We start from the raw sequence: 14,879 nt of genomic DNA on the forward strand, positions 1-14,879 counted from the left end.
GGGAGGGGGTTGGTGCGCCCGGCTGGAATCGAACCAGCGATCTTCAGCTTCGGAGGCTGACGCCTTATCCACTGGGCTACGAGCGCATGAATCATATGCTACTTCATCTTTGTCATTTGATCAAGGTCATAATTAAATTTTTCTTTGGCTTCACCGGCAACATACAGTGATCCGGCAACGCAGACCGCATCCTGGGGCTGTGAGGTTTGAATGGCATGGGTGACGGCCTCTTTTACATCGTCAATTATGGTGACAGGCGTTGCGGTGATTCCCTGGACAGCCTGCTTCAACACTGACGGTTCAATGCTCCTGTCGATTTTGGCCCGGGTGATAATGATCTGCTGGGCACAGGGGACAAGGAGTTTCAGCATTTTTTCATAGGGTTTGTCATCAAGGATGCCCAGAACCAGTGTCAGTCGTCTGTCGTTCACGGTTGAAGACAGGTATGTTGCCAGCACCTTTGCTGCGTGTAGGTTGTGGGCTCCATCAAGAATGACCAGGGGCTTTTCCATGACATGTTCCAGCCGTCCCGGCCATTTGGCAATGGCCAGGCCCTCCCGGACAATCGCCTGGTTTAACGTGTACCGAAGGTCCTTGTGCTTGAATTTTTCAAAAATAAGTTCGCACGCGGCAAGGGCAAGGCTTAAATTTTCCCGCTGGTGATCCCCGGGCAACGGTTTTATCAGGTGATGAAAGCTGTGAATCAAGCCCTTGTAGGTATAGGTGTCCCGGCCGGGGTCTTTCCGGGCTGAAAAGTCTTGTTTATAAACAAAAAGATCGGCTGCATTTTCTCGTGCAATCCGTTTGAGAACCTCAAGTCCTGACGGCTGGGATACCCCGGTGATAACCGGTGTATCCGGTTTGATAATGCCCCCTTTTTCCCGGGCAAGGTCTTTAATGGTATTTCCCAGATACGCGGTATGCTCAATGGAAAGATTGGTGATGACACTCACCTGGGGCTGGATGACATTGGTGGCATCAAATCTGCCGCCCATGCCGGTCTCAATGACGGCCCAGTCCACATTTTTTTTTGAAAAATAGTAAAACCCCATGGCAGTGGCAATTTCGAAAAAAGTGGCTTTTCTTTTCCCTGTATCCGCTGCATGGACGGCTTCATAGGCCGCCACAACCGCATCATCTGAAATCGGCTGGCCGTCAATGGCAATCCGTTCATTAAAACGGACCAGGTGGGGTGAGGTATAAATCCCTGTTTTAAAACCGGCTTTTTGTAAAATAGATGCAATATAGGTCGCTGTCGAGCCCTTACCATTGGTGCCGGCCACATGAATCACATGATAGTTTTGTTGCGGGTTGTTTAACCGTTTTAAAATATTGACGATGGTATCAAGTTCAAGCTTGATGCCGAAACGGCCAAGTTTATAAATGTTTTCCAGGCAGTCTTGATAGGCATTATTTTTCATGGGGGAGTTCATTTTTTTAACATAAAAAACCCGGTATAAAACATTGCGAAAATACGTTATACCGGGTAAGTTTTAAGGTTATCTGGGTCTTCTAGTTGATCTTGAGGCTGCAATCCGTTGTCTTCTCATTGCTTCTCTCATCTTGCGTCGTCTAAACTGACATGGTTTCTCAAAATGCTTTTTCACTTTAAGACGCTTGAAGAGGCCATCATTCTGGATTTTTTTCTTTAATATCCTTAAAGCTCTTTCAACATCGTTATCAATAACCGTGACTGTAATTTCCTTCAAAAAACATCGCCCCTTTCATAGTGTATTTAAATACCGAGATATCTATAACCCGAATATTTAACAAATATGTCGGGTAAAAGCAAGGAAAAAATAATGTCTTTGCCCCGGCAACTGCCGGCGGAAAGGCTTGACATGTGGACTCAACTTTCGGCGTTGGCTATTTTTTAAATGGGGTCAGGCTTTCCTTATGGCACTTTTTACCCGTCTGGTCATGAATTAGTGATAAAAAGTACAATAAAAAAAGCCTGACCCCTTTCATTCAAGCGAAAGACCGAAAGTTGAAAAATGACGTTAAATCAAGCGGTCCTATAGTTTGGAGATCAACTCGGCAGTGACATCCGGAAGTGCTTTCTCACCGGCCAGTGTGAGATATTTGATAGAATCGTCTTTCTCTGCCACGGCTTTGAAATAATAGGAAGATGCCAGTGTGCCGGTTTTCGTATCATAGTAAATGGAATGACGTTTATCAATGGCAGCTTCGTCCTGGTCATCCGCCCGTTTGGTTAAGGCGCCGCCGCAAACCCGGCATTTGTCTCCATCGGGTTTGATGGCATCAATAAAAATGTTGTTCGGGTGATTGTTGTCATTTTCGCAAAGGCGACGGCCCATGATTCTGTTTTTTGCAATCTGTTTGTCCAGCAGCATTTCAATGACGTAATTGAGTTTAATGCCGGCTTCTTCCAGGGAGGCGTGAAGTTTTTCAGCCTGAACTTTGTTCCTTGGGAAACCGTCCAGAAGCCATCCGCTTTTGCAGTCATCTTGTTTGATTCGGTCAAGCACCATGGGGATGGTAATTTCATCAGGGACCAGATCACCTTTGTCAATATATTCTTTGGCTTTTTTGCCCAGGTCAGTTCCGCCTTTGATGTTTTCCCGGAAAATAGCACCGGATTCAATGTGGGCAATTTTATATTTGTCTTTCAGTATAGCGCCCTGGGTTCCCTTGCCACTACCATTTGGTCCAAAAAACAGAATGTTCATTTAAAACTCCTTATGTATTTAATAGTTAGTAACTCAACTTTCAGGATTGGCCATTTGTGCGTGGGGTCAGGCTTTCTTTATGGTACTTTTTCCCGTCTGGTCATGAAATAGTGATAAAAAGTACAACAAAAAAAGCCTGACCCCGTCCATTAAAGCTGAAGACCGAAAGTTGAATTAGTAAAATCGGCACAACTTCCCTAAATATAAGAGTCGTTTTTATTTGTCAAGGTTAAGAAAAATCAGGCAGCAATTCTCATTATGGCTATAACTAAGCCGGGTCAGGCTTGTGTTATTGTGCTTTTGACCAAAGCCTGAACAAATTAAGGGCAGAAGCCAGCAAAAGTGTCAATAACGCAAGCCTGACCCATTCTCTGGGACCACTGCGTTTTATAATGAGAATTGCTGAAAATCAAGATAAATAATTTGAGAATAGTCCTTGAATGTCACAAGGGATATTGCTATTAATGGGGCAGAAAAAAATCATGGAACATTTATATAATCACAAGATAAAATACATTCAGGATAGGGGGAAAGATGACAGAATTAATTGATGTCAAGGCAAGGGAAATTCTTGATTCCAGGGGAAATCCAACAGTTGAAGTGGATGTCGTTCTGGCTTGCGGTGCAAAGGGCAGGGCAGCGGTTCCATCCGGGGCTTCAACCGGCACAAGAGAAGCATTGGAACTTCGGGATAATGCTGAAAGCCGTTTCCTGGGAAAAGGGGTGTTAAATGCGGTTGCCAATGTGAACGAGGTGATTGCACCGGAAATCATTGGATACGATGCCATGGATCAGGCGGGTCTTGACAGGACCATGATTGATATTGATGGTACGGAAAACAAGTCAAGGCTGGGCGCCAATGCCATTTTAGGCGTGTCCATGGCTGCAGCAAGGGCTGCGGCTGAAGCCTGTGAAATTCCGTTGTTTCAGCACCTGGGCGGCATCAATGCCCGGTTACTGCCGGTTCCCATGATGAATATTATCAATGGCGGGGCCCATGCAGCCAACAACCTGGACATTCAGGAATTCATGATTCTTCCTTTTGGTGCGGCTTCTGTTGCAGAAGCCATTCGCATGGGCGCAGAAACCTTTCATCATTTGGCCAGGATTTTAAAGGGAGAAGGGCTTTCCACAGCTGTCGGAGATGAGGGCGGATTTGCACCGAATCTTAGCTCCAATGAAGTCGCATTGGAATATATCATCAATGCCATTGAGGCGGCCGGGTACAGACCGGGTAAGGATATTGGTATCGCCCTTGACGCTGCTGCATCGGAATTCTACAGGGACGGCAAATATATTTTCCAGTCAGAAGGCCGGGAGCTGACCGCTGTGGAGTTGATTGATTACTATGAAGCATTAATTGAAAAATATCCTTTGTACTCCATAGAAGACGGCCTTGCAGAAGGGGATTGGGATTCATGGGAAATCATGACCGAACGCCTGGGCAATGCCATACAGATCGTTGGGGATGATATCTTTGTAACAAATCCGGATATTTTTAAACGCGGGATTGAAAAGGGTGTTGCCAATTCGATCCTGATAAAACTGAACCAGATCGGCACCCTCACCGAAACCCTGGATACCATTCAGATGGCAAAAGAATCGGGGTATACAACGGTTGTGTCCCATCGCTCCGGGGAAACAGAAGATTCGTTTATTGCGGATCTTGCCGTGGGGATTAATTCAGGGCAGATAAAAACCGGATCCATGTCCCGGAGTGACCGGGTGGCCAAATATAATCAACTCATCAGGATCGAAGAACGACTGGGAGAGAGTGCTGCCTTCCCGGAAAATCTGTTTGTCTGATTTTACGGTATGTGTGACGTTTAGGTTATGAAAATAAGATTTTTTTTATCCGTTGTTATCCTGTCGTTTATGCTGCTGCCAGGCGCAGGTGAGGCGTTTATACCCCAAACACCTCATCTGCTGCATCTGGTTCTCACAAAGATCAAACAGCCGGTGGGGATTGAAGCGGTTCAGACCAAAAAGATTATAAATTACCAGGACACGGAAAAAGGCGTTGTAGAATTAGAGGAACGACTGATTTATCGATACCCCAACCAGTTCCGGGTTGAGGTTGTATCGGATACCCTGACCCGTTTCAGTGTTGAATCCGATGGTGGATTTATTCGAGTGGCGGACGGGGTGACCGTTTCCCATGAAAAGTCCCCGGTTGACCTGTATACGGACATTCTGCTGTACCGGGACCTTGACAGCCTCTTGAATCAGCTGGTCCTGGCAGGGATTGACACCACCCGGGTGTCGTTTCAACGACAAAATGATTCCATTTGCTATGTCATCGGCAGACCCGGGCTAAAAGGAAAACCCTTTGCCAGCCTCTGGATAGAAAAAGAGTCTTTTCTGCCCATAAAATATGTGGTTGAAAAGAACGGCTGGACGGTTGAATTTTTTTACAGGAACTGGCAGCCGGTCAGCAGAACCTGGTATCCAATGCAGGTTCATATTTTTTTAGACCATCAATTGTTTGGCACAATTGATGTGAGCCAGATCGACTTGGCATCAGACAGCCCGCTCTCTTTATTTGATATCGAGCATATTGAACAATTGTATCCCCCCCAGCAGCCGGATGCTTTGGATGAGCATTCCAAACAGGTGGATGAGCTTGATCGACGCATGGAAGAGTTTAAAAAACTTTACGAATAATTTAAAATAAGTGAGGAATGATGGCTAAAAACACCAAGTATATTTTTGTTACCGGAGGCGTGCTTTCATCTTTAGGGAAGGGACTTGCATCCGCTGCCATAGGCATGCTGCTTGAAAGTCGGGGATTGACGGTTACCATACAAAAACTGGATCCCTATATCAATGTTGATCCGGGTACGATGAATCCCTTTCAGCATGGTGAAGTCTTTGTCACCGATGACGGGGCGGAAACAGATCTTGACTTGGGCCATTATGAACGGTTCACCCATGCCAAGCTGGGCAAAAATAATAATTTTACCACCGGTAAAATTTATGATCAGGTGATCACTAAAGAACGCAAGGGCGAATATCTGGGGGGTACAGTGCAGGTCATTCCCCATATAACCGATGAAATCAAACAGAGCATCTGCCTGGTAGCGGATGATGCAGATGTTGTGATTGTCGAGATCGGCGGGACCATTGGTGATATTGAATCCCTTCCTTTTCTGGAAGCCATCCGGCAGTTTAAGACGGATGCCGGACCCTCCAATGTGATTTATATCCACCTGACCCTTGTCCCGTATATTAAAACCGCCCATGAAGTGAAAACAAAACCCACCCAGCATAGTGTTAAGGAACTTCGAAGTATTGGCATCCAGCCGGATATCTTATTGTGCAGAACGGAAAGCTATCTGTCCCGGGAAATTAAAGCTAAAATAGCCCTTTTTTGCAATGTGGATACAGATGCGGTTTTTACGGCAAAAGATGTGGATTGTATTTATGAGGTGCCGTTGGTCTATAATAAGGAAGGGCTGGGGGATAAGATACTAAAAAAACTGAACATCTGGGCCAGGGCCCCACAGCTGGATGAATGGAAAGAAATGGTGGAACGGCTGAAAAATCCCCGGTTTTCAGTGAATATTGCCATTGTCGGCAAATATGTTGATCTGACGGAAAGTTATAAAAGCCTCAATGAGGCCCTTGCCCATGGCGGGGTGTCCAATGATGCCAGGGTGAATCTCCAATATGTCGATTCCACAACCCTGACAGAATCCAATGTCGTGGAAATCCTGTCCACCAGTGACGGGGTTCTCGTCCCGGGCGGATTTGGCACAAGGGGGATTGAAGGGAAAATACTGGCGGCAAAATACGCAAGAGAGCACAAGGTCCCGTATTTCGGCATTTGCCTGGGCATGCACATGGCAGTGATTGAAATTGCCCGGAACCTGTTGAATCTTGAAGAGGCCAATGGCGAAGAATTTGACCCCTATACCCCCTATCCTGTGATTTACCTGATGAAAGAATGGTATGATGAGCAGACCCGGCAGGTTGAAAAGCGGGATGAGGATTCCAATAAAGGCGGCACCATGCGCCTGGGGGCTTATCCGTGTCAACTGGTTCCGGATACCCTGGCCATGAATGCCTACAAACAGGAACACATCTCTGAGCGTCACCGTCACCGGTTTGAGTTTAACAATGCCTATAAAGATCAGCTGGTGGAAGAAGCCGGACTGATCATCAGCGGCACGTCACCGGACCACGAGCTGGTTGAAATCGTGGAACTGAAAGATCATCCCTGGTATCTGGGATGTCAGTTTCATCCGGAATTCAAATCCAAACCCGGAAACCCCCATCCCTTATTTAAGGCGTTTATCAAAGCGGCAATGAAAAATGCCAAAAAGTAAAGCACTCACCTTTCGGTCTTTAGCGTTAATGGATGGGGTCAGGCTTTTTTTATGGTGCTTTTTATCATTCGTTCATGACCAGACGGGAAAAAAGTGCCATAAGGAAAGTCTGACCCCATGTAAATGGCCAGCTCCGAAAATTGAGTAAGTCATGATAAGACGTGGCTGTTTGACAGGGGTTGTTTTTTTAATCCTTGTTGTGTGGTGCCCTTTGTTAAGGGCCCACGAAACAAACGCAATGGAAGACAATCGTCTGGCCGCTTTAATTGAATCCGTCAAACCCGCCATTGTTGCTGTGGGGACCTATTATTTTAACGACAAGCCCAAAGCACGGTATATGGGGACAGGGTTTGTCATCCGGAAGGGCCGGCACATTGTCACCAATTTCCATGTGGTTTCGCCGGTTGTTGAACAAAAAAAACTGTCTTCTTTGAGAATCTTTCATCAACGCTTTCCGGATAAGGGGATAACCGTAAAGATTGTTGCAAAAGATGAGTTCCATGATCTGGCACTCCTGGAGCAGGACGGAGACCCTTTGCCGGCCCTTGAACTGGCGGATTCATCAACGGCAAAGGAGGGCCACCGCATCGCCTTTACCGGGTATCCCATCGGATTTGTCCTGGGGTTGAACCCCACCACCCATACCGGCATTATTTCCAGTATTGCCCCCCTGATCAGGCCCAGTCCCAGTGCAAGGATCATCAGCGGCGACCTGATCCGGCATTTACACCAACCCTATGATATTTTTCAGATTGATGCCACGGCCTATCCGGGTAACAGCGGCAGTCCGGTCTACCTGGCACGCTCGGGCAAGGTCATCGGTGTGATCAATAAGGTGTTTGTGAAAGGCAAAAAAGAGCATGCCCTCACCGACCCCAGCGGGATCACCTATGCCATTCCGGCCAATTTTATCCGGGCCCTGGAAGACAAGATTCAATCCTCAGAATAAAATACAGCATGGGTGTGTTGATTTAAGGGACTCGTTTTCATGTGAACAGGATATACGGATTATGGCACCAGTATCTTTGCCAGCTCTGCAAATCCCATCCCGCCTTTGCCCTTTGTGATCCAGGCTGGTTTTACGGCAAGCCTGTCAACCGAGTCAAGCACATTGGCAACTCCCACTGAAAGGGGAAAATAGTCAAACATGGGTGCATCATTGGGGGAGTCCCCGATAAAGATGACACGGTCCTTTATGGTATCCAGATCGGTGTTAAAGACCTCCTTGAACAATATCCGGGTCATGGACAGCTTGTTGTAATCACCAAACCAGCCATTCACATGGATGGAACTGACTTTTGCCGTGGCACCGGATTGTTCAAACAGGTCCACAATACAATCAATGGCTGCCGGGGAAAGCAAGGGGACGTCTTCAGCAAAATCAATGGCCAGATCCGCTTCCCGGTAGGCTTGATCCGCCGAGATGCCGCATCCTGGTACCGACTCCAGGATCTTGTGTTTTAAAGCAGTCAATTGCAAATGATCTTTTTTCCGTTCCGGATCGGTTTTGACATATCTGCGGATCATTTTTTTTGTACGGGGATCATACACAAAGTAAAAGGCCCCGTTTTCACCCACAACGCCTTTCACCGGCCACATCCTGGCAATATGGTCACACCACCCGGCGGGCCGGCCTGTGATGGGGATGATGTTTATACCGGCGGTGTCCAGGTCTTCCATGGCCTGGAAAGCGCATGCCGGTATCCTGCCATTATGGGTGATGGTGTCGTCAATGTCCGTGAGCAGATAGGTGATGGCTGATCTTTTTCCCCGGGGGAATTGTTCTATTGGTTTCATTGTCCGGTTATTTTTCTTTCTCAATCAGGCCTTTTACAAACCACCGTTGCATGAACAGCACCACCAGAACAGGGGGGAGCATGACCAGGAGGACCCCGCACAGGGCAACATTCCATTCCGGGAGATCATCTGCCTGGGGGATCAGGTTTTGAAGACCAATGACGGCCGTGGTCATTTTGGGATTGGTGGTAATCAACAGGGGCCAGAGGTATTGATTGTATCCGTAGACAAATTCAATGACCACAAGGGCGGCAATATTTGTCTTGGACAAAGGCAAAAGGATTTTTCTGAAGAACATCATGGGAGAGGCCCCGTCCATTTTGGCTGCCTCACACAATTCTTCAGGAATGGTCAGAAAAAATTGCCGGAACAAAAACGTGCAGGTGGCGGACGCCACCAGGGGCAGAACGAGTCCGGTATAACTGTCCAGCAGGCTCCAGTTTAAATTGACAGAGATGTCATGGCCGCTGAACCAGGTCATCAGGCTGTCCAGGTGAAGAACGTCCCAGATGGCCTGGACCGGACTGAGAATATTGGCCGCCATTTCATAGGTGGGCAGGATCCGGACTTCCACCGGGAGCATCAATGTACAGAACACCGATGCAAAGGCCACCACCCTGAATCTGTAATCAAAATAAACAATGGAAAAGGCACCGATCATGGAGACGGCAATTTTGCCCACCGTGATACCCGTGGCCATCACAAAGGAATTAAAGATCTGGGTTCCCAGATCACCCCTTGTCCAGGCTTCTTTGAGATTGACCATGAACTGGTCCCCGGGGATAATCGGCATGGGAATTTTAGAGACTTCCTCCAGAGGCAGGGTGACGGCAATGAGGCTGTAAATGATGGGGAATCCGACAATAAAGATTCCCAAAATCAAAAAGGCATAGGTAAGAAAATCGAGTAACGGGGTTTTTTCAACCATAATTTTTATCCACCATATTGTACCTTTTTTTCAACAAACCGGAACTGAAGAAAGGTAATCACAATGATCAGGGACATGAGAACCACGGACTGGGCAGCCGAAGATCCCAGGTTTAAGCCCACAAATCCATCCTGGTATACCTTGTAAACCAGGATGTTTGTGGCGCCCCCCGGCCCCCCCTGGGTCACGGTATGAATCACACCAAAGGTTTCAAAAAATGAGTAAATAATATTCATCACTGTCAGAAAAAAGAAAGTGGGAGATAACAGGGGAAATGAAATGAACCAGAATCGTTTGAAGGGGCCTGCACCATCTATGGCTGCAGCCTCAATCAAGGATTTGGGAATGGCCTGGAGACCTGCCATGAAAAATACAAAATTGTAGCTGACCTGTTTCCAGGCACTGGCCATGACGATCAGTGCCATGGCATCGCTTCCATACAGAACCGGGTTCCAGTCAATCCCCAGCCAGCGTTTGATTCCCAGGGCGACAATGCCATAGGATGGATGGAGTAAAAAAAGCCACATGATACCCGAGATGGCCGGTGCCACCGCATAGGGCCAGATGAGAAGGGTTCGGGTCAACGCCGTTGCCTTAAGGGCCCGGTTGGCCATGGCGGCGATAAACAGCCCCAGGGATATGGATACAAAGGCCACGGCCAGGCTGAAAACAAAGGTGATAAAAACCGATTCCAGGTAAAGGGGATCTGTAAACAATTCAATATAATTATAAAACCATACAAACGTGGATCGTCTGCCAAAGGGATCACTCAACAGGAAAGACTGGATGATGCCCTGGATGGCCGGCCAGTAGAAAAACGTCAGGGTCACCGCCATCTGGGGTAGAATCAGCAGGTAAGGCAAATATTTTGATTTAAAGAAGGACCGTTTTATCATGGGCGTGTCATGGACAGCGCCAAGGTGTCAGACAACGATCTGTCCATTAACAGTCGGATCGTTGTCCAGCGCCTTGAACAGCTGTTTATTTATAGGTTTTTTCAAAGGTTCTTAACTGATCATTACTTCTCTGAGCAGCCGTGTCCAGGGCCTGTTGGGGAGATTTTTTTCCATTCCAGACCTGTTCCAGTTCTTCGTTAATAATATTTCGGATCTGAACAAAATAGCCCAGTCTTAAGCCCCGGGATATTTTGGTGGGGATGGCACGGTTGAGCTGGCTGATCCCCACTTCCTGGAACGGATTGGCATCATAATAGCCCTTGGATTTCAACGATTCGTAGGCATCAATGGTAATGGGGAAATATCCGGTTTGTTTGTGCCAGTATTCCTGCATATCATTGGAAGCCAGAAATTTCAAGAACGCTGCCACTCCCTTATATTCTTTTTTTGAGTGGCCATTGAGCACCCATAGGGATGCCCCGCCGATGATGCTGTTCTGGGGTTTCAGGGTGCCGGCCTCCACTGGAAGGGGCGCCACATCCCATTTAAAGTCTTTCACCGTTTTTAACAATTTTGCGATGCCGCTGATGGACTCGATATAGATGGCTGCATTTTGAGCGGTAAATTCAGCTGACGGGCCCTGGTATTTCTGGCCGCCGTACATGAACCGGTTGTCATCGGCCCAGGTTTTAAGCCGGGTGATATGGTTGACCACCTGGGGGTTATTAATCTTCAGTTCACAGTCAAGCCCCTCATACCCGTTGGCTTTGCTGGCAAAGGCAATGTTATGGATGGCAGAGTAATTTTCAATCTGGGTCCAGGACTGCCATGCCGTCACCATGCCGGCCGGGGCAATTCCGGCACTGACAATTTTTTGAGTGATGTCTCCCAATTGATCCCAGGTAATGGGCGCCGATTTTGATAATGGTGCAATCCCGGCTTTTTGAAACATGTCTACATTATAATACATAACCGGCGTGGACGAATTAAACGGCATGGACATGAGATTGCCGTCGGCATTCATATAATAGGACAGGACCGCCTGGAGATATCTGGACCAGTCCACATCATACCCTGTGTCCGTCATGAGCTTATAAACCGGGTAGATGGCGCCCGAAAGCATCATGGTCTGGGTCCCCACTTCAAACACCTGGAGAAGATGGGGCTGCTTTTTTGCCCTGAAGGCGGCAACGCCGGCGTTCATCGTCTCATCGTAGTTGCCTTTGTTGGTTCCCACAACCTTGTACACGGTTTGAGAGGCATTGAAGTCTCCAATCATTTTTTCAACTACATCCCCCCGGGGGCCTCTCATGGCATGCCACCAGTTGATGGTGACAGGCTCGGCAAAAACCGATGCCGGTAAAGCAAAACATGCTGCAATGATGAAAAATACAAACAATTTCATTCGTTTCATTTCATTTTCCTCCTTGCCTGGGTTATTCGGATTATTCTTTTTGATCAGTTCAATAAAAAGACACCCGGTCGTTTTTATTGTATAATCTCAGCTTTAATCGCATAGCGCATAAGAGTCAAGGTTAAATTTATTTTTTAAAAAAACGATTTGCATAATCAGTGTTTTTGGTGTTTTAATACCTTAATAACTCAACTTTCGAAGTTGGTAATTTTTACATGGGGTCAGGCTTTCTTTATGGCACTTTTTACCCGTCTGGTTATGAAATAGTGATAAAAAGCACCATAAAAAAAGCCTGACCCCGTCGATTAAAGCTAACGTCCGAAAGTTGAATACCATCAAAAAATGAGAAAAAGACACTAAGATCTTGGAACAGGATATGATATGGCGGAACTCAAATTTAAGGACGTGATAAAAAGATATGGAAAAACCGAGGTGATTCATGGGGTAAACCTTGACGTCACTGAAAAGGAATTCCTTGTTCTTGTCGGACCTTCGGGGTGCGGCAAATCAACCCTGCTCAGAATGCTCGCCGGGCTGGAGGAGATATCCGGCGGAACGATATCCATCAACGACAAGATCGTCAACGATATCGCACCGAAAGACCGGGGCCTTGCCATGGTCTTCCAGAACTATGCGCTATATCCCCATATGAATGTGTTTGATAACATGTCTTTTGGGTTAAGGATCGGTAAAACACCCAAGGCCGAGATCCGGGAAAGAGTAGATGAAGTGGCGGTTATCCTGGGCCTGGAAGATCTGTTGTTCAGAAAACCCCATGAACTCTCCGGCGGTCAGCGCCAGCGGGTGGCCATGGGGCGGGCCATGGTTCGAAAACCCGCTATTTTCCTGTTTGACGAACCCTTATCAAACCTGGATGCCAAGCTTCGCATCCAGATGAGGGCTGAAATCAAAATGCTGCACCAGCGGGTGGATTCCACGATCATCTACGTCACCCATGACCAGGTCGAAGCCATGACCCTGGCCGATCGGATTGTTGTTCTCAAGGATGGATACATTGAACAGATAGGGACCCCCCTTGACCTTTTTTCACATCCGGTGAATACATTTGTAGCCGGATTTATCGGCACACCTCCCATGAATCTTGTGGACTGTAAAATCAATAAAACCCCTGACAAAACCGTTGTTCAATTTGACACCGGGCTGGAAATACCTGTTCCGGATAAGGAAGGCACAAAATTGGTTCATGATCAGGCGGTTGTATGGGGACTTCGGGCGGAAGAAATTATCCCCGTGGACGACACCTCCCTGCTGCCGGGCGAGTGGATCTTTCCGGGGAAGGTATTGGTGTTTGAACCTTTGGGAAACGAAACCCATCTGCACATGGATGTCATGGGGGTTCAGCTGATGTCCAGAAGTGAGGGCAAACGGATTTTCCGGCCGAATGAAGACTTGAACCTGGGAATGAATCTTAATGAGATGCACTTGTTTGATGCCAAAACCACCCAAGTGGTATACTGAATTAGTGTTTGAACGAAAACTCACCCATCTGCTACGTTGCTGCAAAATATTGCCAAATCATATAGGATCGGGCCTCATGTACTGCAGTACACTCCGGTTTTAAGATTTCTTGCGCCTTGCATATGGGCAACTTTTCCGTCAAACACGGCGTTTCCGGTCAGGCACGAATCAAAAAAAGATTAGACCCACCATCACCACCAGCAATAAAACCACCACAATGGCTATCCCAATAAATATTGGGGATGTGGACGTCTTTACGTCCACACCGCATTTTGGACATTTTTCTATTAATGTGGTCACGCGTTCGCCACAATTATTACAGACATTGAATTTCATGTTTTTTCAATCATCGCCTTTATTGAATTGATATTCATATGAATTCCCTTTATAAATGATGACAGGTTGTATCCAACAAGATAAAACCTACAAAAAAAAAGAACAGGTTACAAGCGCAACTTTCGGAGTTGGCCATTTTTATATGGGGTCAGGCTTTTTTTATGGCACTTTTACCCATACTATTTATGAAATAGTGATAAAAAGCACCATAAAAAAAGCCTGACCCCGTCGATTAAAGCTAAAGTCCGAAAGTTGAATTACAAGTAAATACATGCAATTTTATAAAAACAGGATGATATGTATGGAGTCAGCGGTTACAATTGAATGTGGAAATATCAAACTTGAGGGTGCTTTACATAACCCTTCTTCAGAAAAGGCGGTTCTGATCTGCCATCCCCATCCGCTGTATGGCGGAAATATGGATAACCCCGTGGTGATGACCCTTGCGGAATCCTTTTTGGAAAAAGGATTTACCACCCTGAGGTTTAACTTCAGGGGAACCTGCAACAGCACCGGCATGTTTGATAATGGAGAAGGAGAACAGGAAGATGTAAGGGCTGCCCTTGACTGGTTAAAGAAGGAGGGGTATCAAAATATTTCCCTTGTGGGATATTCTTTTGGTGCAAGAATGAATGCCCAGGTGGTGTCAACGGGGTGTGAAATCAACGACCATATCATGGTATCCCCGCCAGTGGGATTTATGAGTTTTGACGATATTGAACAAATGCCGTTTACCGGCCTGATCGTGACGGGGGAGAATGATGAAATTGCCCCTGCAGAAAAGGTTCAAGCGCATATCCATCGATGGAAAATTGCACCGCGGTTTGATATTATCGAGGCGTGCGACCATTTTTATTCGGGCTGCCGGGGCCAGCTGAAAACCATATTGACGGATTATCTGTCCTGAAAATAGTTATTTTTCAGACGAATGATTTTGATGCTCAAATTGAATCTCCGGCTTACCATTGAGACCCTCGCCCTTCCTTGCAAGGCCTGGTTGAACAATGGATT

13 protein-coding genes and 1 tRNA gene are annotated in these 14,879 nt (G+C 46.8%); 6 read left to right on the forward strand and 8 right to left on the reverse strand.

Annotated features, from left to right (window positions below):
- Positions 1-10: 10 nt before the first annotated feature.
- The 4 genes from Q1Q15_RS11285 to Q1Q15_RS11300 all read right to left on the reverse strand — a co-directional run bounded on the left by Q1Q15_RS11285 (position 11) and on the right by Q1Q15_RS11300 (position 2,690).
- A tRNA-Arg gene (locus Q1Q15_RS11285) sits at positions 11-86 on the reverse strand.
- Between the two features lie 12 nt (positions 87-98).
- Positions 99-1,421 carry a folylpolyglutamate synthase/dihydrofolate synthase family protein gene (locus tag Q1Q15_RS11290; protein ID WP_300459724.1) on the reverse strand — a complete coding sequence of 441 codons (1,323 nt, stop codon included), beginning with the start codon at positions 1,419-1,421 and terminating at the stop codon, positions 99-101.
- A 78-nt stretch (positions 1,422-1,499) separates the two neighbouring features.
- Complete coding sequence (gene rpsU, locus Q1Q15_RS11295) at positions 1,500-1,709, reverse strand: 30S ribosomal protein S21 (protein ID WP_300459726.1); 210 nt, start codon at positions 1,707-1,709, stop codon at positions 1,500-1,502.
- 306 nt (positions 1,710-2,015) lie between these two features.
- Positions 2,016-2,690, reverse strand: coding sequence for an adenylate kinase (locus Q1Q15_RS11300; protein ID WP_300459728.1), 675 nt, complete (start codon positions 2,688-2,690; stop codon positions 2,016-2,018).
- A 534-nt stretch (positions 2,691-3,224) separates the two neighbouring features.
- On the opposite strand from Q1Q15_RS11300, the gene eno reads away from it, so the two are divergent.
- The 4 genes from eno to Q1Q15_RS11320 all read left to right on the forward strand — a co-directional run bounded on the left by eno (position 3,225) and on the right by Q1Q15_RS11320 (position 7,967).
- A complete protein-coding gene (gene eno, locus Q1Q15_RS11305) occupies positions 3,225-4,496 on the forward strand; it encodes a phosphopyruvate hydratase (RefSeq protein WP_300459731.1) in 1,272 nt (423 codons plus the stop codon).
- 27 nt (positions 4,497-4,523) lie between these two features.
- Complete coding sequence (locus tag Q1Q15_RS11310) at positions 4,524-5,354, forward strand: hypothetical protein (protein WP_300459734.1); 831 nt, start codon at positions 4,524-4,526, stop codon at positions 5,352-5,354.
- A 20-nt stretch (positions 5,355-5,374) separates the two neighbouring features.
- A complete protein-coding gene (locus tag Q1Q15_RS11315; RefSeq protein ID WP_300459888.1) occupies positions 5,375-7,018 on the forward strand; it encodes a CTP synthase in 1,644 nt (547 codons plus the stop codon).
- Between the two features lie 151 nt (positions 7,019-7,169).
- Complete coding sequence (locus Q1Q15_RS11320; RefSeq protein WP_300459737.1) at positions 7,170-7,967, forward strand: serine protease; 798 nt, start codon at positions 7,170-7,172, stop codon at positions 7,965-7,967.
- 59 nt (positions 7,968-8,026) lie between these two features.
- Here the strand turns inward: Q1Q15_RS11320 and Q1Q15_RS11325 are convergent, their stop codons facing one another.
- The 4 genes from Q1Q15_RS11325 to ugpB all read right to left on the reverse strand — a co-directional run bounded on the left by Q1Q15_RS11325 (position 8,027) and on the right by ugpB (position 12,053).
- Positions 8,027-8,815, reverse strand: a complete 789-nt coding sequence (locus tag Q1Q15_RS11325; protein ID WP_300459740.1) for an HAD-IIB family hydrolase — start codon at positions 8,813-8,815, stop codon at positions 8,027-8,029.
- Between the two features lie 7 nt (positions 8,816-8,822).
- Positions 8,823-9,743 (reverse strand): ABC transporter permease subunit, encoded by a 921-nt coding sequence (locus Q1Q15_RS11330; protein ID WP_300459743.1) that lies wholly within the window; start codon positions 9,741-9,743, stop codon positions 8,823-8,825.
- Positions 9,744-9,748: 5 nt separating this feature from the next.
- The gene (locus Q1Q15_RS11335; RefSeq protein ID WP_300459746.1) at positions 9,749-10,639 is read right to left on the reverse strand and encodes an ABC transporter permease subunit; all 891 of its coding nucleotides are present in this window, start codon (positions 10,637-10,639) and stop codon (positions 9,749-9,751) included.
- A gap of 85 nt (positions 10,640-10,724) precedes the next feature.
- Positions 10,725-12,053 (reverse strand): sn-glycerol-3-phosphate ABC transporter substrate-binding protein UgpB, encoded by a 1,329-nt coding sequence (gene ugpB / locus Q1Q15_RS11340; RefSeq protein ID WP_300459748.1) that lies wholly within the window; start codon positions 12,051-12,053, stop codon positions 10,725-10,727.
- Between the two features lie 381 nt (positions 12,054-12,434).
- Between ugpB and ugpC the strand changes: the two genes are divergently transcribed.
- Together ugpC and Q1Q15_RS11350 are read left to right on the forward strand one after the other, a co-directional pair.
- On the forward strand, positions 12,435-13,532 hold the full coding sequence (ugpC, locus tag Q1Q15_RS11345; RefSeq protein ID WP_300459750.1) for a sn-glycerol-3-phosphate ABC transporter ATP-binding protein UgpC: 1,098 nt from the start codon (positions 12,435-12,437) through the stop codon (positions 13,530-13,532).
- A 637-nt stretch (positions 13,533-14,169) separates the two neighbouring features.
- Positions 14,170-14,775 (forward strand): alpha/beta fold hydrolase, encoded by a 606-nt coding sequence (locus Q1Q15_RS11350; protein WP_300459753.1) that lies wholly within the window; start codon positions 14,170-14,172, stop codon positions 14,773-14,775.
- Positions 14,776-14,879 lie beyond the last annotated feature (104 nt).

It is taken from the genome of Desulfobacula sp. (genome assembly GCF_030145145.1).
Taxonomy (GTDB): domain Bacteria; phylum Desulfobacterota; class Desulfobacteria; order Desulfobacterales; family Desulfobacteraceae; genus Desulfobacula.

What these genes read in the sequence shown, in the direction of transcription:
- Q1Q15_RS11290 (WP_300459724.1), bottom strand. Translation starts at nt 1,421, where the DNA reads ATGAAAAATAATGCCTATCAAGACTGCCTGGAAAACATTTATAAACTT.
- Q1Q15_RS11300 (WP_300459728.1), bottom strand. Translation starts at nt 2,690, where the DNA reads ATGAACATTCTGTTTTTTGGACCAAATGGTAGTGGCAAGGGAACCCAG.
- eno (WP_300459731.1), top strand. Translation starts at nt 3,225, where the DNA reads ATGACAGAATTAATTGATGTCAAGGCAAGGGAAATTCTTGATTCCAGG.
- Q1Q15_RS11310 (WP_300459734.1), top strand. Translation starts at nt 4,524, where the DNA reads ATGAAAATAAGATTTTTTTTATCCGTTGTTATCCTGTCGTTTATGCTG.
- Q1Q15_RS11315 (WP_300459888.1), top strand. Translation starts at nt 5,375, where the DNA reads ATGGCTAAAAACACCAAGTATATTTTTGTTACCGGAGGCGTGCTTTCA.
- Q1Q15_RS11320 (WP_300459737.1), top strand. Translation starts at nt 7,170, where the DNA reads ATGATAAGACGTGGCTGTTTGACAGGGGTTGTTTTTTTAATCCTTGTT.
- Q1Q15_RS11325 (WP_300459740.1), bottom strand. Translation starts at nt 8,815, where the DNA reads ATGAAACCAATAGAACAATTCCCCCGGGGAAAAAGATCAGCCATCACC.
- Q1Q15_RS11330 (WP_300459743.1), bottom strand. Translation starts at nt 9,743, where the DNA reads ATGGTTGAAAAAACCCCGTTACTCGATTTTCTTACCTATGCCTTTTTG.
- Q1Q15_RS11335 (WP_300459746.1), bottom strand. Translation starts at nt 10,639, where the DNA reads ATGATAAAACGGTCCTTCTTTAAATCAAAATATTTGCCTTACCTGCTG.
- ugpB (WP_300459748.1), bottom strand. Translation starts at nt 12,053, where the DNA reads ATGAAACGAATGAAATTGTTTGTATTTTTCATCATTGCAGCATGTTTT.
- ugpC (WP_300459750.1), top strand. Translation starts at nt 12,435, where the DNA reads ATGGCGGAACTCAAATTTAAGGACGTGATAAAAAGATATGGAAAAACC.
- Q1Q15_RS11350 (WP_300459753.1), top strand. Translation starts at nt 14,170, where the DNA reads ATGGAGTCAGCGGTTACAATTGAATGTGGAAATATCAAACTTGAGGGT.